General features: G+C 63.6%; 19 protein-coding genes. 10 read left to right on the top strand and 9 right to left on the bottom strand.

Going from position 1 to position 22,645, the window contains the following annotated elements; all coding sequences use genetic code 11:
• From H351_RS22420 to H351_RS22410, 3 genes are all read right to left on the bottom strand, one after another.
• A complete protein-coding gene (locus tag H351_RS22420; RefSeq protein ID WP_019747585.1) occupies positions 1–669 on the bottom strand; it encodes a sigma-70 family RNA polymerase sigma factor in 669 nt (222 codons plus the stop codon).
• Positions 670–757: 88 nt separating this feature from the next.
• Entirely contained in the window at positions 758–1,423 is a 666-nt protein-coding gene (locus tag H351_RS22415; RefSeq protein ID WP_007728616.1) for a fasciclin domain-containing protein, read from the bottom strand.
• A 165-nt stretch (positions 1,424–1,588) separates the two neighbouring features.
• The gene (locus H351_RS22410) at positions 1,589–1,885 is read right to left on the bottom strand and encodes a WhiB family transcriptional regulator (protein ID WP_003940939.1); all 297 of its coding nucleotides are present in this window, start codon (positions 1,883–1,885) and stop codon (positions 1,589–1,591) included.
• Positions 1,886–2,640: 755 nt separating this feature from the next.
• Here H351_RS22410 and H351_RS22405 point away from each other — a divergent pair.
• The 3 genes from H351_RS22405 (at position 2,641) to H351_RS22395 (ending at position 5,013) form a co-directional block, all read left to right on the top strand.
• Positions 2,641–3,339 carry a hypothetical protein gene (locus H351_RS22405; RefSeq protein WP_081051200.1) on the top strand — a complete coding sequence of 233 codons (699 nt, stop codon included), beginning with the start codon at positions 2,641–2,643 and terminating at the stop codon, positions 3,337–3,339.
• A 176-nt stretch (positions 3,340–3,515) separates the two neighbouring features.
• Complete coding sequence (locus H351_RS22400; protein WP_003940953.1) at positions 3,516–4,094, top strand: sigma-70 family RNA polymerase sigma factor; 579 nt, start codon at positions 3,516–3,518, stop codon at positions 4,092–4,094.
• Positions 4,078–5,013 (top strand): anti-sigma-D factor RsdA, encoded by a 936-nt coding sequence (locus H351_RS22395; protein ID WP_223257858.1) that lies wholly within the window; start codon positions 4,078–4,080, stop codon positions 5,011–5,013. The genes H351_RS22400 and H351_RS22395 overlap by 17 nt, the downstream gene beginning before the upstream one ends.
• Positions 5,014–5,115: 102 nt before the next feature.
• On the opposite strand, the gene H351_RS22390 is transcribed toward H351_RS22395, so the two are convergent.
• Positions 5,116–5,520: a DUF5319 domain-containing protein gene (locus tag H351_RS22390; protein ID WP_003940777.1), complete on the bottom strand. Its 405-nt coding sequence runs from the start codon at positions 5,518–5,520 to the stop codon at positions 5,116–5,118.
• Between the two features lie 243 nt (positions 5,521–5,763).
• On the opposite strand from H351_RS22390, the gene guaB reads away from it, so the two are divergent.
• The 3 genes from guaB (at position 5,764) to H351_RS22375 (ending at position 10,382) form a co-directional block, all read left to right on the top strand.
• Positions 5,764–7,287, top strand: coding sequence for an IMP dehydrogenase (guaB, locus tag H351_RS22385; protein ID WP_020723641.1), 1,524 nt, complete (start codon positions 5,764–5,766; stop codon positions 7,285–7,287).
• 27 nt (positions 7,288–7,314) lie between these two features.
• Complete coding sequence (locus tag H351_RS22380; RefSeq protein ID WP_003940976.1) at positions 7,315–8,454, top strand: GuaB3 family IMP dehydrogenase-related protein; 1,140 nt, start codon at positions 7,315–7,317, stop codon at positions 8,452–8,454.
• A gap of 173 nt (positions 8,455–8,627) precedes the next feature.
• Positions 8,628–10,382, top strand: coding sequence for a GMC oxidoreductase (locus tag H351_RS22375; RefSeq protein WP_020906934.1), 1,755 nt, complete (start codon positions 8,628–8,630; stop codon positions 10,380–10,382).
• Positions 10,383–10,466: 84 nt separating this feature from the next.
• Here H351_RS22375 and H351_RS22370 read toward each other — a convergent pair whose 3' ends face one another.
• The gene (locus H351_RS22370) at positions 10,467–12,224 is read right to left on the bottom strand and encodes an Ig-like domain-containing protein (RefSeq protein ID WP_029254932.1); all 1,758 of its coding nucleotides are present in this window, start codon (positions 12,222–12,224) and stop codon (positions 10,467–10,469) included.
• A gap of 51 nt (positions 12,225–12,275) precedes the next feature.
• Positions 12,276–14,045 (bottom strand): Ig-like domain-containing protein, encoded by a 1,770-nt coding sequence (locus H351_RS22365; RefSeq protein ID WP_029254933.1) that lies wholly within the window; start codon positions 14,043–14,045, stop codon positions 12,276–12,278.
• Positions 14,046–14,412: 367 nt separating this feature from the next.
• Here H351_RS22365 and guaA point away from each other — a divergent pair, with 367 nt between their 5' ends.
• On the top strand, positions 14,413–15,984 hold the full coding sequence (gene guaA / locus H351_RS22360) for a glutamine-hydrolyzing GMP synthase (protein ID WP_020969072.1): 1,572 nt from the start codon (positions 14,413–14,415) through the stop codon (positions 15,982–15,984).
• 56 nt (positions 15,985–16,040) lie between these two features.
• Here the strand turns inward: guaA and H351_RS22355 are convergent, their stop codons facing one another.
• On the bottom strand, positions 16,041–16,274 hold the full coding sequence (locus H351_RS22355; RefSeq protein WP_020906937.1) for a hypothetical protein: 234 nt from the start codon (positions 16,272–16,274) through the stop codon (positions 16,041–16,043).
• Positions 16,271–17,665, bottom strand: coding sequence for a PspC domain-containing protein (locus H351_RS22350; RefSeq protein ID WP_029254934.1), 1,395 nt, complete (start codon positions 17,663–17,665; stop codon positions 16,271–16,273). The genes H351_RS22355 and H351_RS22350 overlap by 4 nt, the downstream gene beginning before the upstream one ends.
• 236 nt (positions 17,666–17,901) lie before the next feature.
• Between H351_RS22350 and H351_RS22345 the strand changes: the two genes are divergently transcribed.
• Genes H351_RS22345 through H351_RS22335 form a run of 3 tightly spaced genes read left to right on the top strand, consistent with a single transcriptional unit; the run spans position 17,902 to position 21,342 of the window.
• On the top strand, positions 17,902–19,182 hold the full coding sequence (locus H351_RS22345; protein ID WP_037120242.1) for an ATP-binding protein: 1,281 nt from the start codon (positions 17,902–17,904) through the stop codon (positions 19,180–19,182).
• A complete protein-coding gene (locus H351_RS22340) occupies positions 19,179–19,838 on the top strand; it encodes a response regulator (RefSeq protein ID WP_020969075.1) in 660 nt (219 codons plus the stop codon). The genes H351_RS22345 and H351_RS22340 overlap by 4 nt, the downstream gene beginning before the upstream one ends.
• 49 nt (positions 19,839–19,887) lie before the next feature.
• Complete coding sequence (locus H351_RS22335; RefSeq protein ID WP_029254936.1) at positions 19,888–21,342, top strand: MFS transporter; 1,455 nt, start codon at positions 19,888–19,890, stop codon at positions 21,340–21,342.
• On the opposite strand, the gene H351_RS22330 is transcribed toward H351_RS22335, so the two are convergent.
• Positions 21,339–22,547, bottom strand: a complete 1,209-nt coding sequence (locus H351_RS22330; protein ID WP_029254937.1) for an MFS transporter — start codon at positions 22,545–22,547, stop codon at positions 21,339–21,341. The genes H351_RS22335 and H351_RS22330 overlap by 4 nt on opposite strands.
• Positions 22,548–22,645: the final 98 nt, after the last annotated feature.

The raw sequence follows: 22,645 nt of genomic DNA, 5'->3' as shown, positions 1-22,645 counted from the left end.
TCACATCACCCCCAAACATCCACGTAGGCGCAGTAGTCCGTCGCGAATTCGCGACTTGATCGTGGGAATCGCCACGCCGAGATCTTCGGCCACCTCGCGGTACGTTCGGCCGCCGTAATAGGCGAGAGTCACCGATTGGCGCTGAGTGTCCGTCAGCGTTTCGAGACAGTCGGTGACAGCACGATGCTCGTCTCTTCGTGTCACTTCGTCGCTGACGACGTCGAACTCGGGAGTGGCATTGGTGGTGTCGTAGAGAGCCTGTCGATCCGAACTCGACTGTTCGGAGCGCACGCGATCCACCGCGCGGCGGTGGGCAAGTGTCAGAAGCCAGGAGAGTGCGGACCCCTTGGCAGGATCGAAGCTGTCGGCTGATTTCCAGGCTTGGAGGTAGACCTCTTGGACCGCTTCCTCGGAGAAGCCTGGATCGCGGAGTACACGGAGAACCATGCCGTAGACACGAGAGCTGGTTCGGTCGTAGAACTCGGCAAAGGCGCTCTGGTCGCCACCGGCCACGTTCGCGAGGATCACTGCCAGCTCGCGTGATTCCACGATTCGCGCGGTGCGGGCCGCAGAATTGTCCGTCGGGCATGCGTCGGCCGCATCCGACGCATGGTCTGGCTCGCTCACGAAGAGTTGTCTCGCTTCATCGCGTACAACCGTAGCGTGCATGTCCGGTTCTTTTCTCTCGGCCCGCCGTTGGCCGCTGTGCGCCTTTATTAACCGCGGGGGGTTAATAAAGGCGCACAGCAGGTGGGGACTACTGCGGCATCAGCACCGAATCGATGAGGTAGACGGTGGCGTTTGCGGTCTTGACTCCACCGCAGACGACAGTTGCGTCGTTGACCTTGATGTTGTCACCGGATCCGGTGACGGTGACCGTTCCGCCCTCGGCGGTGGGGTGCGTTCCGTCGATCGCGTCAGGAGCGATCTGGCCGGGAACCACGTGGTAGGTGAGGATCTTGGTCAGCGTGGCGCTGTCCGTCTTGAGGCTGTCGATCGTCGCGGGGTCGATCTTGGCGAATGCCGAGTCGATCGGCGCGAAGACGGTGAACTCGCCGCCGTTGAGAGTGTCGACCAGGTTGACGTCCGGGTTGAGCTGTCCGGAGACTGCCGCGGTCAAGGTGGTGAGCAACGGATTGTTGGATGCCGCTGTGGCAACCGGATCCTGGGCCATTCCGCTGACCGATCCGGCGCCGCTCGGCACTGCGGCTGCATAGTCGGCACAACCGGCACCGACCAGATCAGAAGCAGGCTCCGCCATCGCGCTGCTGGGAGACATGCTCGATCCCATGGCAGAAGACGTCATGGCGGCGCTGGACGTGTCGGTCGACGAATCGTTGTCGTCGGAGGAGCAACCGACGACGCCGAAGACGGCGAAAGAGGCTGCTGCGGTGACTGCCAGAACTCGAGTAGAGGTGTTCATGGGTCTGCCTTCCTGAAGGGATGTGCTGAGGTGCACTGTCAGAAGGCATTCGGAGTCGGTTGTCGACAGGATGGGTCGGAGTCGGAAATTCTTTTCAGGAGCTGGTGTACACAAGCAAAAGCCCCCGAAAACTCTCGGGGGCCTTGTGCACTCGACCTACGTGTATCAGGAAGCTATGCGGGTGGTGCGACGGTGGCGCGCATGTAGTTCACGTTCGGTTTCCGACATTCCTCCCCAGATGCCGTACGGCTCGGCGACGGTCAGCGCGTGGCTGCGGCACTGCATCAGTACCGGGCACTGACGGCACATCTCTTTTGCGCGGGTTTCGCGCTGGGCACGTGCTCTACCGCGTTCGCCATCGGGATGGAAGAACATGGAGGAGTCGACTCCGCGGCACAGACCGTGCATCTGCCAGTCCCAGATGTCTGCGTTGGGGCCTGGAAGGTGATTCGGTGCAGGCATGTTGACTCCTTACTGCAAGCTCGCGTTGATCAACGAGCGGACCAAGTTGCCCGGAGGTTATCCGGGCCTTCTGAATCGTTCACGCTTGCTAACCGTAAGGGTGCTGAGTAAATCGCGTCAATAGGCTCGTTCAGTGGCGATCGGCATATATCGAAATGCGAGAGTTAACGAAGTATATATTTACATTTCGGGTCTCTCATGCGTTGTGCTACGCCGATGTTGAAATCGGGTCGATCGAGGTGGTGGCAGGCAAGCCTGGCTGCTCGAGATGCGAAACCCACAGATCAGGGATATGTTTGCTGCTGATCGCCCGGCGAAAACACTCAGCCCGCCGGCTCGGTTTGCGTCATTTGTCCGATATTGCGCGGGCAGGGTCGTACTCCATTTCGGGACTTAGTGCCCAAGTTTCAACTAGGACATCTGTCCAATAAGTAATGCGCAGTTAACGTCACGGATATATGCCCGTTAAATATCATTACGAGTACATTCGGCAAATCTCAGTTGAATATCTGATTAACTCCGACAAACTTGCCTTTTCGTCTTCCCGTGCGGCAAACGGCATCGGTCAGGCGCTTGTCTGTTGGCGCTGCTGCGATGATCTACCTGTGTCGACACCTGAGCCCCCTGAATCGCCTTCGTTCATTGAGTCACCTGGCCTTCCCGGGACTCTCGAATCCGCCGCATTCGGTGCGGATCCGGACCTTGACCGTCTTCCGGCGCCTTGCTCAACCCGGGATTGGTGGACAACGGCAGTAATTCTGGGTGGTCAGGGGCACTACGCCAGGGCACGGGCAGCATTGGATGTCCTCGATCGGCTCACGACGGGGTCCTCGACGCACTCGGATCGAATTCTTGCCTCTCTCTCTGCCAGCACGAGGGCGTCGTTACTTCGCCAGAGTGGACGTCATGCACTCGCGTCGACGTGGGACGGGCGCGCACTGGCGATCGTCGGCGGTCTGCCAGTCGATCCTGAGGCTGCCTGTGACGCTCTGACCGGTCTGGCCGCGGACGCCCTCGGTTGTGGCCGGCTCCCGCTCGGCTGGCGCCTGCTGGGGGAGTGTCGGACCCGTCTGGGCGGCGAGGGCGGGCTGTGGCGGCAGGAAATTCGGATCGAATGGGTCTCGGCGGAACTGGCGCTGGCGGGAGGTGACTTCGCGCGCGCCCGCAGACACGCAGAACGCGCCGTCGAATTGTCGGGGAAATCGGAGTCCGTCCGGCACCGCGTGAAGTCGGATCTACTGCGCAGCGCCGCGCTGACCGGAACAGACCCGAGCTCGGCGGTGGAGTCGGCAGCGGAAGTGCTGGCGCGGTGTCAGCAATACGGCCTGCTGCCCCTGGCCTGGGCGTCGTCGCTGCTGATCGAGGGCGTGAGCGGCGGGAGGACCTCGCCGAGTGCCCGTGAGATCGGCGATCTGATTGCGATGCGCGGTGGATCACTCCTACCTTTGTCGTAATCGATCCACCCGAAGTCTCTCGCGAACGATTCCCACAGGGCCGTTTTGATATCGCGACTGCTGGGCGGGCATGCGGAGACCAGCCGGTCCGGATGGTTACTCTTAGAGGGTTCCGCTGAGAGCGGGAGCACACCCGCTCGGGAGGTGCCACTGTAACGCCAGGATTTTCGCTGACGATGACAAATACGAGCGATGAGTTGGACACCGCGGTCGCCGCTGCTGCGCAGGGCGACCGTACAGCTCTAGCTTTGGTTCTGGAGAACATCCGACCGATGGTGGTGCGCTACTGCCGCGGTCGAGTGGGTGCGGCCGAGCGGGGACACCTGTCCGCTGACGACGTCGCGCAGGAAGTGTGTCTGGCCGTGATGACCGCGCTGCCGCGTTATCAAGACCAGGGACGCCCGTTCATGGCCTTTGTGTACGGAATTGCCGCGCACAAGGTTGCGGACGCACATAGAAGTTCCGCCCGTAACAAGTCGGAGCCCGTTTCCGAAGTACCGGATGTAATAGCACTGGATGATGGTCCCGAACAGCGAGCACTCGATTCGGAGTCCAGCAGACAGATGCATGAACTTCTCGGCACACTTCCGGAGAAGCATCGAGAAATCTTGATACTTCGCCTGGTGGTCGGGATGTCGGCCGAGGAAACGGCCGTCGCCGTCGGTAGTACCGCCGGAGCTGTACGAGTCGCTCAGCACAGGGCGATCGCGAAACTGAAAAAAGAAGTAACGAAAGCAGGTGAGAGCTTTGGCTAGAGACGAGGGGCGTGACGCTTCGAATCTCGGTGATCTCGCCGACGACGGTACGCCAGTGGACTTGGCTGCGGTTCGGCGTGACGATGCGCTGATCGAGTCCATTTCGAGTGGCGGGCCGGTAGCAACCGATAGCACCGAACAGTACGAACTTGCGTTGATTCTCTCGCAATGGCGTGACGATGTCGTTGCGACTCCGATGCCCGAGGGTCCGTTGTTGGACGATGTCATCGCTGCAATCACAGCGACGCCGTCCGGCTTCTCCGATCGTCAGCGTTCACGTTCCCGTTCCCGATTGCGTGTGGTCCGCCCGATCGCCGCCGCAGCAGCTGTTGCAGCAGTGGTCTTCGGTGGTGCCACAGCGATGGCGTACGACGCCCAGCCCGGCGATGCCCTCTGGGGCGTCAAGCAGGTCGTCTTCGCCGACGAGGCCAACTCGACGGTCGCGAAGATCGACACGACATCCGAGCTGGAAAAGGCCGAGCGTCTGTTGGCCGCCGGGGACATTCCCGCGGCAAAGATGGTGCTGGACAACGCAGCTCACCGTGCCGATGCGGTCAAGGACTCGCAGGACAAGACGGATCTCGTCGAGCGTTGGGGCAAGTTGATGACGCAGGTCCAGGAGACCACGTCACCCGCAGTACCGCCGTTGACGTCCGATCAGCAATCCTCGCTTGCCACCTCTCCCACGGCGATTCCGGGGACTTCAGTCAATCCGGCCAACCCTCAGTTGTCTGGCGGCGTGACCACAACGACAACGCCCGACCCTGGAATCATGCAAGCGCCTGGTCCAAGCGCGGCGTCGTCTACACCGTCATCGTCGCCCACGACGACTACCACGACCACGACGACCACCACGACAACGACGTCACTGGCCCCGGCCTCGTCGCCGTCGGGTGATTCTTCTTCACCCCCACCCTGAGGTTCCCGCTCTGATCGCATCGTTGCGGTTCAAGTTCATACGAAAGTGGCCGACAAGCAATTGCTTGTCGGCCACTTTCGTATGAACCTGGTGGGGTTTCGCTCAGCTGTCGAAACCGTCGCCGTGCATCGCCTCGTTCATCGACGCGTCGGCGTATCCACGGCAGTAGTCCCACGTGACATATGCCTCAGGCATCGGGTCGTAGGCAGGCTCGTGGGGGCGGACGGTTCCGTCCACGAGGAGCTGCAGCAGGTTTGCGCGCAGCATGTCCCAGTCGTGGTAGTGATCTTGTTGGCAGTCTTCGCAGCACACTACGAGACCGCGGATGCCGCGGTGAGCGAGGAGCGCCTCGTAGACGGCGAGGTCAGCGAGATCCTCCTCGACCGCTTGGCGTTCGTGGGGGTCGAGTGGTTGACCCGGCTCGATGGCATCGAGAGCCGCGGAGGGGTCAGCTGGGTCGCCGGCGAAGGGATCTGGCGGCAGACCGGGGGGCAGTTGATCACGCACAGCACCACGGTACGCAGGTCAGGGGGGTCAGCGCCACTTGTTACGCGTACCCGCAGCGTGGGTGGGATGGTTCGGACCTTTGAGTGAGCCGATACCATGGTGTGCAACGCCGGGAAAAGGTGCCAGGAATTTCTTTCCGTGCAGGCGCCTTCTATCCGATATCCAGCTTTCGTAATCCGTTTCGAGGCGGCTGCTACAGCGGTCGCCCTGGGCGAATCTAGGTCCATGGAGGGTCCTGACCGCATGAGTAGTTCTGCAGGACATGTACACACCGGAGGAGACGACCCCAACAAGGTCGCGATGCTGGGACTGACTTACGACGACGTGCTGCTGTTGCCTGCTGCGTCCGACGTCATCCCGAGCCAGGTCGACACGTCCAGTCAACTGACCCGCGACATCCGTCTGCGGATTCCGTTGGTCAGTTCTGCGATGGACACCGTCACCGAGTCGCGCATGGCAATTGCGATGGCACGCGCCGGCGGCATGGGTGTTCTGCACCGCAACTCGTCCGTCGAGGTTCAGGCAGGACAGGTCGAGACCGTCAAGCGCTCCGAGGCCGGCATGGTGACCGATCCCGTCACGTGTAAGCCGACCGACACGATGGGTGAGGTCGACGCGAAGTGCGCTCGCTTCCGCATCTCGGGTCTGCCGGTCACCGACGACGCCGGACAGCTGGTCGGCATCGTCACGAACCGTGACATGCGTTTCGAGGTCGACCAGAATCGTCCGGTCGTCGAGATCATGACCAAGATGCCGCTGATCACCGCTCAGGAAGGCGTCACCGCAGACGTGGCACTGGGCCTTCTTCGTCGGCACAAGATCGAGAAGCTGCCGATCGTCGACGGCAACGGCAAGCTCACCGGTCTGATCACGGTCAAGGACTTCGTCAAGACCGAGCAGCATCCGGACGCCACCAAGGACCGTGACGGTCGACTGCTCGTCGGCGCTGCAGTCGGTGCAGGCGACGACGCCTTCCAGCGTGCGATGGCCCTCACCGATGCCGGTGTGGACGTACTCGTGGTCGACAGTGCGCACGGGCATTCGTCCAACGTTCTCGACATGATCGCCAAGCTCAAGCGTGAACTGGGTGAGCGGGTTCAGATCATCGGTGGCAACGTCGCTACGCGCGCGGGTGCTCTGGCACTGGTCGAAGCCGGTGTCGATGCCGTCAAGGTCGGAGTCGGTCCTGGTTCCATCTGCACCACCCGCGTCATCGCCGGCGTCGGTGCCCCTCAGGTCACGGCCATCCTGGAAGCGGTTGCCGCGTGCAAGCCTCTGGGTGTGCCCGTCATCGCTGACGGTGGACTCCAGTTCTCCGGTGACATCGCGAAGGCTCTTGCCGCGGGTGCGTCGACGGCCATGCTGGGTTCGCTCCTGGCCGGTACCGCTGAATCGCCCGGAGAACTGATCCTGGTCGGCGGCAAGCAGTTCAAGAGCTACCGCGGAATGGGTTCGCTCGGCGCGATGCAATCGCGTGGCGAGGCCAAGTCGTACTCCAAGGACCGGTACTTCCAGGACGACGTACTTTCCGAGGACAAGTTGGTTCCGGAAGGCATCGAAGGACGTGTTCCGTTCCGTGGCCCGCTTTCCCAGGTGACGCACCAGCTCACCGGTGGTCTGCGCGCTGCCATGGGTTACACGGGGTCGGCGACGATCGAGCACCTGCAGAACGCTCAGTTCGTCCAGATCACGGCGGCCGGTTTGAAGGAAAGCCATCCGCACGACATCACGATGACTGTCGAAGCACCCAACTACACCGCTCGTTAGCAACCAGTACACGAGAAAGGGGCGCGCGTGCGCGACCTCGTTGAGATCGGCATGGGTCGAACGGCCCGACGTACCTACGAGTTGGACGATGTGAACATCGTTCCCTCCCGGCGAACCCGTTCGTCGAAGGAGGTGTCGACTGCTTGGCAGCTCGACGCTTACAGGTTCGACATCCCAGTCCTCGCACATCCCACCGACGCGTTGGTCTCGCCGACCTTCGCGATCGAGCTGGGTAAGCGCGGCGGCCTCGGTGTCATCAACGGTGAAGGCCTGTGGGGCCGTCACCCCGATGTCGAGGAGAAGCTCCGGCGTCTCGTCGAGATCGCCGAGAAGGACGGTGGCGTCGACGCAGCCATCCGCTACTTGCAGGAGCTGCACGCGGCACCGCTGCAGGCGGGTCTTCTGGCTGCTGCGGTGGCGCAGGTTCGTGATTCGGGGGTCACCACTGCCGTTCGGGTCAGTCCGCAGAATGCGCGCGCACTGACGCCCGAGTTGATCAAGGCGGGAATCGACCTGCTGGTCGTCCACGGCACCATCATCTCGGCGGAGCACGTCGTGCACACCGAGCAGGAACCGCTCAACCTCAAGACGTTCATCTCGGAACTCGACGTTCCGGTTGTCGCGGGTGGGGTCAGTGACCACCGCACCGCGCTGCACCTGATGCGTACCGGCGCTGCCGGTGTCATCGTCGGGTACGGCTCCACCGAGGGTGCAACCACCACCGGTGAGGTCCTGGGTATCGGCGTTCCGATGGCCACGGCCATTGCCGACGCTGCAGCAGCCAGGCGCGACTACCTCGACGAGACGGGTGGACGCTACGTCCACGTCATCGCCGACGGTGACATCGCAACTTCGGGTGATCTGGCGAAGGCCATCGCCTGCGGTGCCGACGCTGCCGTTCTGGGCACGCCGCTGGCCGTGTCCGCCGAGGCGCCGGGTGGCGGCTGGTACTGGCCGTCCGCTGCGGCTCATCCTTCGGTTCCGCGTGGAGCGCTTCTTCCGGTTTCCTACGGCGAGCGTCCGAGCCTGGATCAGGTCCTGAGCGGTCCTTCGGATGATCCGTACGGTTCTCTGAACTTCGTCGGCGGTCTTCGTCGGTCGATGGCCAAGGCCGGGTACTCCGACCTCAAGGAGTTCCAGAAGGTCGGACTGACGGTCCGCGCGTAGTTTGTACCTTTCTGTGGCCCCGGTTCTTCGTGAACCGGGGCCACAGTTCGTTGTGCAGGACTTTCTTCCGTTCCTGATACTTGCGGTTACGCTTATGGGGCCCCTTGTGGTGGTAGTCACAAGGGATAGGTGCATACTGGCGGGTAACTACGGTTCACGGTGGAGGTGTCCTGATGGGCAAGCAACGGGCAACGGACTACGACGTACTGATCGTCGGATCCGGGTTCGGCGGAAGCGTGAGCGCGCTTCGTCTCGTGGAGAAGGGCTACAAGGTCGGCGTCATTGAAGCCGGCCGACGGTATGCCGACGAAGATTTCGCGAAGACCAGCTGGGATCTCAAGAAGTTCCTCTGGGCTCCGAAGCTGGGTTGCTTCGGCATTCAGCGCGTGCATCTGCTGCGCGACTGCCTCATCCTCGCGGGCGCAGGCGTCGGCGGCGGGTCGTTGAACTACGCCAATACGCTGTACCAGCCACCGGAGCCGTTCTTCCAGGACAAGCAGTGGGCGCACATCACCGACTGGCGAAGTGAGCTCACCCCGTACTACGAGCAGGCTCAGAAGATGCTCGGCGTCGTGCAGAATCCGCACATGACGCCCGCTGACGAGATCATGAAGTCGGTCGCCGACGACATGGGCGTCGGCGACACGTTCATCCAGACGCCCGTCGGCGTCTACTTCGGTGAGCCGGGCAAGAAGGCGAAGGACCCGTACTTCGGCGGCGTCGGACCCGAGCGCACCGGTTGCATCGAGTGCGGCGAGTGCATGACGGGCTGCCGTCACGGCGCGAAGAACACTCTCCTCAAGAACTACCTGGGCCTTGCCGAGACAGCCGGCGCCGAGATCATTCCGATGACCACCGTGTCCGGACTTCGTGAGGCTCGCGACGGTTCGTGGGACGTGTTCACCGAGCGAACCGGTGCATTCGGACGCAAGAACCGCCGCACCTACACGGCTGCGAACGTGATTCTCGCGGCCGGAACGTGGGGCACTCAGCATCTGCTCTTCGACATGAAGGACACCGGCGCTCTGCCCAAGCTCTCCGACAAGCTCGGCGAGCTGACTCGAACGAACTCCGAATCCATCGTCGGCGCAGGCAAGTACAAGGTCGATCCTGCACTCGACCTGACCCGCGGAGTGGCGATCACGTCGTCGTTCCACCCGAGTAGTGACACCCACATCGAGCCGGTCCGCTACGGCAAGGGTTCCAACGCGATGGGACTGCTGCAGACCTTGATGACGGATGGCGGTGGCTCGACACCGCGGTGGATCAAGTTCCTCGGTGTGGTCGCGAAGAACCCGTACCAGATGCTGCGGATGCTGACTGTCAAGGACTGGAGCGAGCGCACGATCATTGCGTTGGTCATGCAGAACCTCGACAACTCGATCACCACGTACACGAAGAAGGGCCTCTTCGGTCGACGCAAGGTCACCAGCAAGCAGGGCCACGGTCAGCCGAACCCGACGTGGATTCCCGAGGGCAACGAGGCGACGCGTCGAGTTGCCGCGAAGATCGACGGCGTCGCAGGTGGCACGTGGGGCGAGATCTTCAACGTTCCTTTGACCGCGCACTTCCTGGGTGGTTGCGCTATCGCGTCGGATTCCGATCACGGCGTCATCGATCCGTACCACCGCGTGTACGGCTACCCGACGCTCAGCGTCGTCGACGGTGCAGCGGTCTCGGCCAATCTCGGCGTGAATCCGTCGCTGACCATCGCCGCTCAGGCCGAGCGCTCGGCCTCGCTGTGGCCGAACAAGGGGGAGACGGACCTGCGTCCCGCCCAGGGCAGCGGCTACGAGCGTTTGGCTCCGATTGCACCCAAGTCGCCCGTGGTGCCGGCGTCGGCTCCGGCAGCGCTGGTTCTGCCGATCGTGAAGATCACCGGCGGCAAGACGGCTACGGCTGTTCCGGCGGAGCCTGCTGCCGGATAGTTCACCGCGAACCGAAAAGGGGCGTGTCGTCGAGGATTCGACGGCACGCCCCCTTTTGCAGTTTCAGATCGTCAGCCCACCTTGTCAGCCGCCCAGCGACCCGAAGAGGGTGCCGAGGTCGAGGCTGCCGGTTCCGCCACCGGGTCCGCCGTCGGTATCACCGGGGACGGTCAGGGTCTGCGGCGCGGAGGCCGAGGACGTGTAGCCCGAACCACCCACGAATTCGGCGGTGACACTGTAGGTCCCGGAGTTGTAGAAGGTGGCCGGTACCGTTGCGACACCGTTGACCACGTCGACCGGTCCACCGATGAGGGTGTCACCGACCTTGAACTGGACCTTGCCCGTGGCACCGGCCGGATCGACCGTTGCCTTGAGTGTCACCGGGGTGTTCTTCTGAACAGTTCCGACGGCGTCGAGAACCGCGGACGTCTCGACGTCAGCGGGAGCCGGAGTCGTGACACTGACCGGGAATGCCGGGGCAGCGGACGGCGCGAATCCTGGTGAACCCGTGAACTTCGCGACAACCTTGTGCGTTCCTGTCGAGGTGAAGGTGTAGGGAGCGATGGCAACTCCGTCTGTTCCGACGGTGGCAGTCAGCGTTTCGGTGCCGTCGACGATGAAGTCGACGGTGCCGCCGGTGCCCTGCGGATCGACCTTGGCGGTGAGGTTGACGTCCTGACCGACCTTCGCGGTAGACGGAGAAACCGTTGCGGTAGTGGTCACGGCGTCAGGCGGTGCATCGGTCGTGACGGTCACGATCTTGGCCGACGCCGATGTCGACGCCAGGAATCCGGGTGCACCGCTGTAGCTCGCGGTGATGGAGTGCGGTCCGTCCTCGGTGAAGGTCGGGGAGATGCTTGCCGACCCTCCGGTGACCGGCACCGCGTCCCCGAGGGGGTTGTCGCCGTCGAAGAACTGGACGGTTCCACCGTTTGCGCCGCCGCTCACGTTGGCCGACAGAGTGACAGGAGTTCCGTTCTTGGCGTTGGCCGGTCCGACGACAGTGGTGGTGGTTGCCTTGTCCGCCTCGATGATCCGTGTCGTGGCGAGGGGGCCTGCGCCGCTGTTGAGAGGACCGTTCTCAGCGTCACGAGGGGTGCACCGAGTAGGCGCCCAGGCGGTGATGACCAGGGTGGCCTTGGGGAGGAACGTGAGGAAGTTGCGATCGTTGTTCCATGCTCCTGCGCTGCCGCCGGTGCGTACCTTCATCGCGACGTCCCCTGAATCGCCGGCCTTGAGAACTGCCTTGACCTGGGGGAGTTGGAACTGGGTGTAGCCGTCGGCATTGTTGGAGCCGTCGACGTTCTTGCCGGTCGCCTTGACGACTATCCCGCCCTCGGAGTTGATGCTCGAGCTGGGGCTGTTGCCGATGACCTGGTTGTTTCCGGAGAGACGCAGAATCGTTCCGTTGGGATCGACGTTGCCGTTCTCGTTGACACGCAGGATGTTCGGCGCGACACCGCTGAGCCCTGCCGAAGTGCCGGGAACGATGGTGGCTTCCACCAGGGTGGCGTTCGCGGGAACGTCGACGTCGACCTTGATGCGGGAGACGTTCTGGACGGTCGCCCCCGAAGCCGATCCGGGGAAGGCGATGGGACCGGGTTGGATGGTGACCTCGAAGGTCTCACCCGCTCCGACGCTCTCCGGTGCGTCGACGATGACCGAACCGGACTGGGACTGCGTGGTCGGACCGGCGACGGCGGACGGGGTTGCGAGGCAACTCGTTCCGAAAGTTGTTGTCACCGGGGCCGCTGATGCGGGGATTCCCGCGAGGATGACGCCACTGGCGAGTGCCGTGACGGCGATCGGCGCCGCGATGCGACGTCTGGAATGCACGAACATGGATTCTCCTGAGCTGGGTACGGGAGTGGTGTCCAAAGCTGATGTGGGGGACTAGCTTCCGAAGAGCGGGATGAGGCCACTGAGTGAACCGGTGTCCACGCTTCCGGTGCCGCCGCCGTCTGTCGGTGCGGTGCCGACCTGCACGACCGTCGGGCCGGAGACGGAGTTCTTCCAGCCGGCGTCGCCGACGAAGTTGGCAGTGAGGCCGAACGTTCCCTCGTCGTCGAAGGTGTGCGTGAGCGTCGCGACGCCGTTGACGACGGCAACGGGTGCGCCGATGGGCGTCGTGCCGGACTTGAACTGGACCATTCCGTTTGCTGTTCCGGGTGCAACGGTGGCCTTGAGTTGCAATGCCTTTCCGACCTGAGCGGAGCCGCTGACAGTCAGAACTGTCGTGGTGTCCGCGCGGGCGGGCTCGGGATCGGTCACGTTCACCGTGAACGATGTGGACGTGGAGCCGATGAATCCGGTTCCGCCGGAGAACTCGGCAACTACGGCTGCGGCACCGGCTGATGCGAAGGTGTGCGGGAGGATCGCGACGCCGTCACCCGTGCCGACGGGTGCGGTACCGACCTCGGCGCCGTCGACCTTGAACGTCACGGTTCCGCTGCTCGGGATGGGGGAGACGGTGGCCGAGAGGTTGGTCGGTTCACCGACGACTGCTGTGAGCGGTTCGACAACGGTGGTGGTGGTTCCCCAGTCGGGATCGCTGACGTCGAGTTGGGTTGCGGTGGACACTGAATCGCCGTAGCCGGCCTCGCCGGTGAACACTGCGGTGAAGCTGTGCGTGCCGGAGGCGTCGTAGCTACGGGTCAGGGAAGCCGTTCCGTCGACCACGGCCACCGGTGCGCCGAGGTTGGTGTCGCCGTCCTTGAACTGCACCGTGCCCACGGCGTTGGCCGGAGTGACGACGGCGCTCACGGTGATGCTGTCACCGACCAATGCGGCGTTCGGAGCCGAGATCGTGGTGGTGGTGTCCGCGGAGACGTCGACGGTCTGGACTCCGGAGGTCGAACTGTGGAATCCCGGACCGGCGTTGTACGCGGCGGTGATGTCGTGGGCGCCGACGCTGTCGAAGGTGTGGGAGAGGGTGGCGCTACCGCCCGAGACCGGGACGGGTGAGCCGATGTCGTTGCCGCCGTCCTTGAACTGGACGGTGCCGCTCGCGTCGGACGGCGCAACCGTCGCGGTCAGGTCGACCGGCGTGCCGACCTTCGCCGTTGCCGGTGCAACCAGAGTGGTACCGGTGGCGACAGACGGGTCGACGACCTGGACGTTGACGTTGATCGGGTTGAGGCCCTGCTGCGTGCTGAAGGCGTTGACGTCGAAGAGCATGCCGCTGTCGTACGTCCCGAACGCTGTGCCGACAGGGACCGTGTAGGTCGCTTCGAGCGTGACGGGTTGGTTCTTCTTGACGACGAATCCACCGACGAGGAAGGTGCAGCCGCTCGAGCACTTCGCTGAGACTCCGCCATCTGATTCGTTGCTGATCGTCGCCCGGTTGGTCACACCCAGGTAGGTGGCCTTGGCGCTGCCCGGCACGAGGACGAATCCTGCGGGCGGGATGTCACGGATCTTTGCGATCGACCGTTCGATGCCGCTTTCGTTGTGCTTGATCTCGGTCTTGTACGTGACGGTCTCGCCTGGGTGAACTGCCGCGTTCCCGATGACACTCTTCGTGAAGATCAGATTGTCGGTCGTGCCGGTGAAGGTGATCGGCGGGGCTTCGTCAGCGGTGGCCGGCGTGCCGAGGACTAGAAGTCCGGCGGCAGCCGTCACAGCCGCGACAGGTATGGCGAGTCGTCGTATGAATCGACGCACAGGTCCTCCTCGAGGTGAGCGCCGTTCGGCGGCGCCGGCCGTTTGCGATCGTGATCCTGATCACTTGACGGGCGAGATTACCTTTACTGGACGTTTGGTTCAGGCGAATCGGTCAAACGTCCAGAAAATTCACCCTCCGTCCATTTCGGGCTCTGGCCTGCGATGATGTCGCCGTTTTGATTGCCGAAGCTAAGGTGCGGGTGATTGGGGCATCGTTGACCTGGACGGTGGTCTAGTTCGACCCGAGGTCGCCGCGCAGTCCGGAGGGTCGGCCTTTGTAGTGACGTACCTCGCGCTCACTCGGCCGAGGAGCGGGCTGAGTCCATGCATGCGCAGAAGCGCTGGCTGCGGCGATTAGACTGCACCTGTGGCAGATATCGAGCAGCAGAGACCAGTTCTTGTCGTCGACTTCGGAGCGCAGTACGCGCAGTTGATCGCACGGCGAGTTCGCGAAGCCAAGGTCTACTCGGAGGTGATTCCGCACACCACGACCGTCGAGGAGATCGTGGCCAAGAACCCCTTGGCTGTTGTGCTCTCGGGTGGGCCCTCGAGTGTCTACGCAGACGGTGCTCCCAAGCTCGATCCCGCACTTTTTGATCACGACATCCCGGTTTTCGGAATCTGCTACGGATTCCAGGCAATGGCAGGCGCCCTCGGCGGCACCGTTGCCGAGACCGGTACCCGCGAATACGGCCGTACCGACATCGCGGTATCCGGTGGGTTGCTGCACGACGGACTTCCCGCGACGCAGCCGGTGTGGATGAGCCACGGTGACGCCGTCACCGAAGCGCCGTCCGGCTTCGAGGTGACTGCGACCAGCGATGGCGCTCCCGTCGCAGCGTTCGAGGACCGCGCTCGCAAGCTCGCCGGCGTGCAGTACCACCCCGAGGTTCTGCATTCCCCGCACGGTCAGCAGGTCCTGAGCCGCTTCCTGCACGAGATCGCCGGTATTCCGGCAGCGTGGACGGCGTCCAACATCGCCGATGCGCTGATCGAGCAGGTTCGCGAGCAGGTCGGCGACGGACACGCCATCTGCGGTCTGTCCGGTGGTGTCGACTCGGCTGTCGCTGCGGCTTTGGTTCAGCGGGCAATCGGCGACCGGTTGACGTGTGTCTTCGTCGATCACGGTTTGATGCGAGCCGGTGAGCGCACGCAGGTCGAGCAGGACTTCGTCGCGGCAACCGGTGCGCGTCTGATCACCGTGGATGCTGCGGACACCTTCATCGGTGAGCTGGCTGGGGTCACCGATCCCGAGACCAAGCGCAAGATCATCGGCCGCGAGTTCATCCGCAGCTTCGAAGGCGCAGTCAGTGATGTTCTGGGCGAGAACGCATCTCACGGTGCGACCGTCGACTTCCTCGTGCAGGGCACCCTGTACCCGGATGTCGTGGAGTCCGGCGGCGGCACGGGAACTGCAAACATCAAGAGCCATCACAATGTCGGCGGGCTGCCGGAAGACCTGCAGTTCAAGTTGGTCGAACCGCTGCGTCTGCTGTTCAAGGACGAGGTCCGTGCAGTGGGCCGCGAACTCGGCCTGCCGGAAGAGATCGTCGGTCGCCAGCCGTTCCCCGGTCCCGGACTCGGTATCCGCATCATCGGTGAGGTCACCCGTGATCGCCTCGAGATCCTGCGTCAGGCAGATTCCATTGCGCGCGAAGAGCTTACGTCTGCAGGTTTGGACGGAACGATTTGGCAGTGCCCGGTGGTTCTCCTTGCCGACGTCCGCAGCGTGGGCGTACAGGGTGACGGCCGGACGTACGGTCATCCGATCGTGCTGCGTCCGGTCTCGAGTGAAGACGCGATGACCGCGGACTGGACGCGTCTGCCGTACGAGACCCTCGAGCGCATCTCGACTCGAATCACCAACGAGGTGGCGGACGTGAACCGCGTAGTCCTCGACGTGACGAGCAAGCCGCCGGGAACTATTGAGTGGGAGTAAAAAACAACTGTGCGCCTTTATTAACCCCCCGCGGTTAATAAAGGCGCACAGTAGTTTTACTTGCGGTTGCGCCGATTCGGCAGAATCACCAGCAGTAGTCCTGCCACGACGGCGGCACCGACGAACAGCCAACGGAATTGAATGTTCGCTGCCGGCGCCAGGGAGAACGGCCCGACCAACGCCCACACGCTGACCAGTAGTGCGGCCAGTCCGGCGATCAGCAGAAGTGCCGAGGGGCGCTTGGATTCTCGGGTCTCGTCCTGGTCTGTCGTCTCGTCGTACTCGCTCATGATTGCGTCACCTTCAGGCTGCCGAACGTAGCTTTGGCGTTGATGGTCAGGGTGGGCGAATCCGGTGTCGCATCGCGGCCCGGGTGTATTCCGCCGTCGAGGCAACCGGATCCGTCACCCATGACGACGGTGCAGCTGTTCTTGACGTTGACGGTTGGTGGCACCATGACGGTGAACTCGCCGAACGACGCCGCGACGTCGATGGTCTCGTCCTCGGTGAACTTGACCCCGTTGAGGTCGAGAGTGAAGCTTCCGAAGGCTCCTGAATACGACGGCTCCAACTCGGAAGCTGTTGCCGGAGTCCATCTTTGCTCACCCGAGGCGTCGAACTCGATCGGGTAGACCAACGAGGCGAGAAGCACGAAACCCGCGAGTGGTCCGGTGACGACCAGCAGGCCGTACCCCTTGCGGAAGAATGCCCCGAGGATCAGGCCGAGTGCGATGACGGCGAGTCCGACAGCACCGACTCGGCCGGGAGTGAACCACTCGTTGCCGGTTGCGGCGCCCGCTGCCCCGGTGACTGCGGCGACGATGATTGCGAGTCCGAGGACCGTCAGCGTCCAACGCGAGCGACGCTTACGTGGCGGCAACGGGAGCAGCGGTGTGGCCTTGGCTGCCGGATCCGGAAGATCCCAGGCGAACGGAGCGACACCGAGCGGATCCCAGGACGGCGGCGTGATGGCGGCCTCACCGATCACCTCGGTCGGATTGGTGCTGACCGAAGCGCTCGGGTCCTTCGACAGGTTGATCGTCGGATGAGCGGCCTGAGATTGTGGTGACTGCTGCGGCTGGTCGGCCGGTCGTTCCTCGGGCACATAGCTGTCGGGGAGTTTGGTGTACGGCGTGTACACGGGAGGCTGATTGGGCGCGAAGTATCCGGGGGTGAACGGCCCAGGCGTGAATCCGGTGCCTGGATACGCGGTACCTGCGCCGACATAAGGCGACGTGTTCTGCGGCAGTGCGGGCGGGATGGGCGCTCGTTGGTAGAGCAGCCACAGGCCACCGACCATCAGGATCAGCCCGATCAGTCCGGAACCACCCAGACCGACGCCGACGGGGCCGACAGTCGTAGCCGCGATGGCGAGGGCCACCAGCAAGACGATGGTCTTGGTACTGGAATCGGAACTGTGTCCGCGGCCCATCAACGACTGCGCGGGGGACGATCCGTCACCGGCACGGGCAAGTACCAACCAGCCGGCGAGGTAGAGAAGGACGCCTGAGCCACCGAAAATGGTGGACGCGACAAACGCCACGCGTACGAGAACGGGGTCGATGCCGTACCGGTATCCGATTCCGGCGCATACCCCAGCCACGTGACCTTGTGCCGGCAGACGCACGGGGCGGGTCCGCCACAGATCCTGGATCTGTTCTTGGAAAGTCGGATTGTTCATGAATCAATCCTGGCTTCCGAGGCAGCCTCCGCGCATCAGGGCCAACCCTGATCTTTGTGGTGATCGCGGGTGAGGGTGGCGGCCTGATTCAGGGTTGGACCCTGATGTGTGTCCGCGTGGTTCGTGCCAGTATCGACTATGTGCAATATCTGTCAGATCCGCCGTTCGTGAGCGGTCCCGCTCCCGGGTTTGCGGGAGGCCCGCCCGTCAACGGGGTACCGGTGCATCCCGTACCCATGAAGAAGGGCGTGCCCATTCCGGGTGCCGTGCCACTGCGAAAGCTGGAGCGGCGCTCCGGCGGTCGCATCGTCGCCGGAGTTGCGGGCGGGATCGCCGATCATCTCGGTATCGACGTCCTGAAAGTGCGCGTCGCCTTCACGATTCTTGCGGCGATGGCCGGATCCGGCATCGTCATTTACGGCGCCTTGTGGATCTTCACCTCCGCCGGCACGGACACGCAGAAGCCGTCCGCGGCCGAGCGGCAGCGGGCGTACGGCTTGATCGCACTCGGATTGGGCGGCGCAGCCGCGTTGTCCTGGTTGTTCAGCGGCACGGCGGGTTCGGTGCTCGCGCCGTTCTTCGTCGTCGCGATCGGTGCCGCCTTGGTGTGGCGCGAGTTCGACTCCGACGGTCCCCGTACTGTCATCGGCTTGCCGCAGCGGCCTACCGTTCTGACGTGGGCGCGGGTGGTCGGGGGAGCCACCTTGATCATCTTGGGTCTTGGCGTTGTCGTCCTTGCTCAGGTCGACCTCGAAGCACTGCGCTCGTCTCTCTTGGCTGTGGTCGTGACGCTGATCGGTGTCGGTTTGTTGACGGTGCCGCTGTGGCTGCGGATGTGGCGTGCTCTCGGCGCCGAGCGTGCGGCCCGAATTCGCAACGACGAACGTGAAGAGATCGCGTCGCATCTACACGACTCCGTCCTTCAGACGTTGGCTCTGATTCAGAAGCAGTCCGACAACCCACAAGAGGTGGCGCGCCTGGCCCGCGGTCAGGAACGCGAGCTGCGCAAGTGGTTGTTCAGCGGCGGCGACATCGACCACACGAGCCTGACGGAAGGCCTGAAGATCATCGCCGGTGAAGTGGAAGACCAGCACGGTGTCACGGTCCGTCCCGTCACTGTCGGCGACGTACAACTCGAAGGCGAAGGCGTCGAGAACGGCCTGCCCAAGGAAGCGTTCACCGCGCTCCTCGGTGCGACGCGTGAAGCTCTCGTGAACTCGGCAAAGCACTCGGGGGAGAAGGAAATCAATCTGTTCGCCGAGGTCGAGGGTGATCAGGTCAGTGTGTTCGTTCGTGATCGCGGCGTCGGATTCGACGTCGACGCGGTGCCGGAGGATCGCCAGGGGCTGGCCAAGTCGATTCGTGGTCGAATCGAGCGGCGCGGTGGCCGCGTCGTGGTTCGATCCGACCTCGGAAAGGGCACCGAAATCCGCGTGCACATGCCGCTCGGTGACTCTGCTCTAAAGTGGGACCAGACTGCTGACCGTGTCGACAACCCCGAGGAACAGCCCCAGTGACTTCGCTTGCGCCGCCCCCGTACCGCGTATTTCTTGTCGACGATCATGCAGTGTTCCGCTCCGGGGTGAGGGCCGAGCTCTCGCGCGAGACGGATATGGATGTCGTCGGTGAGGCCGGCGGCGTCGCGGAGGCAATCGCCGGTATCAACTCGACGAAGCCGCATGTCGTTCTGCTCGATGTCCACATGCCCGACGGTGGTGGAGTGGCAGTTCTGCGCGGAATCGATTCCGGCCCGGTGTGCCTGGCGCTCAGCGTTTCCGATGCCGCCGAAGACGTGATCGCGGTGATCCGCGGCGGTGCGCGCGGGTATGTGACCAAGACGATCTCGGGATCCGAACTTGCCGAGGGCGTACGACGCGTTGCCGGTGGTGACGCGGTGTTCGGGCCGCGCCTGGCAGGTTTCGTGTTGGACTCCTTCACCGGACGCTCCAATGCACCCGAGCCACAACTCGATCCGGAACTCGACTCGCTCACTCCGCGAGAACTCGAAGTGCTCAGATTGCTGGCACGTGGGTACACCTACCGTGAAATTGCCGAGGACCTGGTGATTTCCGTGAAGACGGTCGAGACTCACGCATCGAACGTTCTGCGAAAGACTCAGCAGTCCAATCGCAATGCGCTGACACGTTGGGCACATCGCCGACAGATCGACTGAATTTCCGCGCACCCTTTCGCGATTGCGAGTGAAGGCGCACCATGGACCGATGACGGAACCACTGGCGCTCGCGTCGAGACGTGGGCGTTGGGTTGTCGCCGCCACCGTTCTCGGCTCGAGCATGGCTCTCCTCGACGGCACCGTCGTCAACATTGCTCTGCCGCACATCGGCGAGGACTTGAATTCCGGTGTCGCCGGGCTGCAGTGGACTCTCAGCGGATACACCTTGGCATTGGCGTCGCTGATACTGCTCGGGGGAGCCCTCGGCGATCGTTGGGGTCGGCGGCGGGTATTCGTGTGGGGGACGGTCTGGTTCGCGGTCGCGTCGTTGCTGTGCGGAATTGCACCTGACATCACATTTCTGGTGATTGCGCGGATCCTGCAGGGAGTGGGAGCTGCGCTCTTGACGCCTGGCAGCCTTGCCATCATTTCCGCGTCACTTCGCGAGGAGGACCGCGGTGCGGCGATCGGCTTGTGGTCGGGCTTGGGTGGTGTCGCCGGCGCTATCGGTCCGCTGTTCGGTGGTTGGCTGGTGGAAGTGGCGGGATGGCGATCGGTGTTCCTGCTCAACATTCCGTTGGCGATCGTCGTGGTGTGGGCAGCGGTGCGCCACGTGCCCGAGAGCCGCGATCCGCATCCGCCCGAGCACCTGGACGTGGTCGGATCTGCCTGCGCAGTAGTCGGTCTCGGGGCGCTGACGTACGGGCTGATCGAAGTCAACCCGATAGTCGGGCTGGTCGGGGTGCTCGCGCTGTGCCTGTTCGTTGTGGTGGAACGTCGATCGCCGAGTGCGTTGGTGCCGCCGTCCCTGTTTCGTTCGCGGATGTTCGTCGCGGCCAATCTGGTGACTCTCGCGGTCTATGCGGCGCTTGGCGGTGTGTTCTTCCTGCTCGTGCTGCAATTGCAGTTGGTCGCGGGGTACTCGCCGGTGGCTGCCGGCGTCGCAACGGTACCGATCACCTTGGCATTGTTGCTGTTGTCTTCGCGCGCGGGCAGTTACGCGCAGACGCACGGACCGCGATTGCCGATGACGGTCGGGCCCGCCGTGGCCGCGGTGGGGTTGGTGTTGATGACGCGGATCGGCCCGGATGCGTCGTACCTGACCGTCGTGCTGCCGGGAGTTCTGGTCTTCGGGCTCGGCCTGGCGGTGATGGTGGCGCCGTTGACCGCCGCGGTGCTCGGCTCGGTGCCGGTGGAGCAGTCCGGAATCGCGTCGGGTGTGAACAATGCCGTTGCTCGCACGAGCCAGCTTCTTGCGGTTGCGGCCTTGCCCGCTCTCGTGGGTATCGATGCCGAGAGCCTGGTCGATCCGTCGAGTTTCTCCGACGGTTTCCGGTACGCGATGTACATCTGTGTGGCGCTGCTGTTGATCGGTGCGGCCATCGCCGCGACGCTGATTCGTACTCCGGCAGTCGAGCCTGTTCAGGAAGCGGATTCGGTTGCCTGCAAGCCGCATTGTGATCTGACGGGACCTGCAGTGCAACCGAATCCGATGAGGGACTAGACGCTGATGTCGCGATCTCGGCTGGGCACCAAGGGGATTGCCGCGGCTGGAAATGCCGCGACTATCGCGAAAGCGAGCGGGTAGCCGACCGCGCCGATCAGCGCACCGACCACCGGGCCCACTGCTGACGCGGCAATGAACTGGCCGGTGTTCTGTGCGCCCAACGCCTTTCCTTGCCATTTCGGCCCGGCAGCTTCGGCGACGGATGTGAACGCCAAACCGTTGTCGGCGACGCTGACGGTTGTTGCCAGCAGCAGGATCAGGGCCGGAACGCCCCAAGGCGCTGCGCCGGCTGCTGCCATGGCCAACATGACCGCGGACGCGGAGACGGCAACCAACCTCAGCGGGCCTACTCTGCTTCCGGCACGATCACTCCAGATGCCGACGACGATGCGGCCGAGCGCACCCACGAACTGGGAGATCCCGATCAGGAGTCCAGCGGGCGCCGCATCCCAGCCTTGCTCGCTGATCAGCCAGACCAGACCGAACGTCGAGAGGGTGAACTGCGGAAATACCAGCAGTGCCGAGACGACGTGAATGCGCCAGAGGAACCAGTTCGAGCGATAAGGGTTGATCGTCTCGACCGGGATATCTGTGGACCGTGCCGCCGGGCGCGGGGGATTGACCAATGCGACGGCACAGATCAGGGCGAGGACGCCGTTGAGCGCCACCGACAGTCCGACGGCCGAGCCGATTCCTACATTCGCGGCGAGAGTCGGGATGGTCAACGACGCAATGGTCACGCCCAGTGGCTGTGACATCTGCCTGATGCCCATCGCAAGGCCGCGCCGATCCTTGGGAAACCAGCCGACCACAACACGCCCACTGGCGGCGTTGGTGCTCGCCGCAGCCATTCCGCCCAGTAGAAATGCGATCCCGAGGAGGGCGTAGTTGTCGGTGGTGGTCGCGGCGAGCGCGGCGATCGCCGTCAGCGCGAGCCCGATGGAGATGACCCATTTCTCACCGAATCTGTCGGCCATCGCTCCCCACGCCACCAAGGTGAGAACCATGCCGAAAGTGGGTGCAGCGGCCAGGGTTCCGGCTTGCGTCAACGAGAGACCGTGCTCGGAATGCAGCAGGGGGATCAAAAAGGCGGGGGTGCTGACGAAGACGGTGCCTGCGGCCTGGGCTGCGACGCCGATTCCGAGCATCGTCCACGCCTTCGGGGAGACGGCCGTCTTTTCCAACCGCGACGCCTGCGTCATGGTGCCCTCCGATTTCTACGCTGTTCGACGATGCCGACGCTACTCGTGTGGTTTCACATGTTGAAACCAGAATCCCACTATTTGGTCAAACGTGGGGG

Source organism: Rhodococcus erythropolis R138, from assembly GCF_000696675.2.
GTDB lineage: Bacteria > Actinomycetota > Actinomycetes > Mycobacteriales > Mycobacteriaceae > Rhodococcus_F > Rhodococcus_F erythropolis.
The sequence above is the reverse complement of the archived record's forward strand: the minus strand, read 5'-3'. Positions and strand labels throughout refer to the sequence as shown.

Coding starts and splice junctions, on each gene's coding strand:
- H351_RS22375 (WP_020906934.1), top strand. CDS start 8,628: ATGGGCAAGCAACGGGCAACGGACTACGACGTACTGATCGTCGGATCC.
- H351_RS22400 (WP_003940953.1), top strand. CDS start 3,516: ATGACAAATACGAGCGATGAGTTGGACACCGCGGTCGCCGCTGCTGCG.
- H351_RS22355 (WP_020906937.1), bottom strand. CDS start 16,274: ATGAGCGAGTACGACGAGACGACAGACCAGGACGAGACCCGAGAATCC.
- guaB (WP_020723641.1), top strand. CDS start 5,764: ATGAGTAGTTCTGCAGGACATGTACACACCGGAGGAGACGACCCCAAC.
- H351_RS22335 (WP_029254936.1), top strand. CDS start 19,888: ATGACGGAACCACTGGCGCTCGCGTCGAGACGTGGGCGTTGGGTTGTC.
- H351_RS22410 (WP_003940939.1), bottom strand. CDS start 1,885: ATGCCTGCACCGAATCACCTTCCAGGCCCCAACGCAGACATCTGGGAC.
- H351_RS22350 (WP_029254934.1), bottom strand. CDS start 17,665: ATGAACAATCCGACTTTCCAAGAACAGATCCAGGATCTGTGGCGGACC.
- H351_RS22370 (WP_029254932.1), bottom strand. CDS start 12,224: ATGTTCGTGCATTCCAGACGTCGCATCGCGGCGCCGATCGCCGTCACG.
- H351_RS22415 (WP_007728616.1), bottom strand. CDS start 1,423: ATGAACACCTCTACTCGAGTTCTGGCAGTCACCGCAGCAGCCTCTTTC.
- H351_RS22345 (WP_037120242.1), top strand. CDS start 17,902: ATGAAGAAGGGCGTGCCCATTCCGGGTGCCGTGCCACTGCGAAAGCTG.
- H351_RS22420 (WP_019747585.1), bottom strand. CDS start 669: ATGCACGCTACGGTTGTACGCGATGAAGCGAGACAACTCTTCGTGAGC.
- H351_RS22330 (WP_029254937.1), bottom strand. CDS start 22,547: ATGACGCAGGCGTCGCGGTTGGAAAAGACGGCCGTCTCCCCGAAGGCG.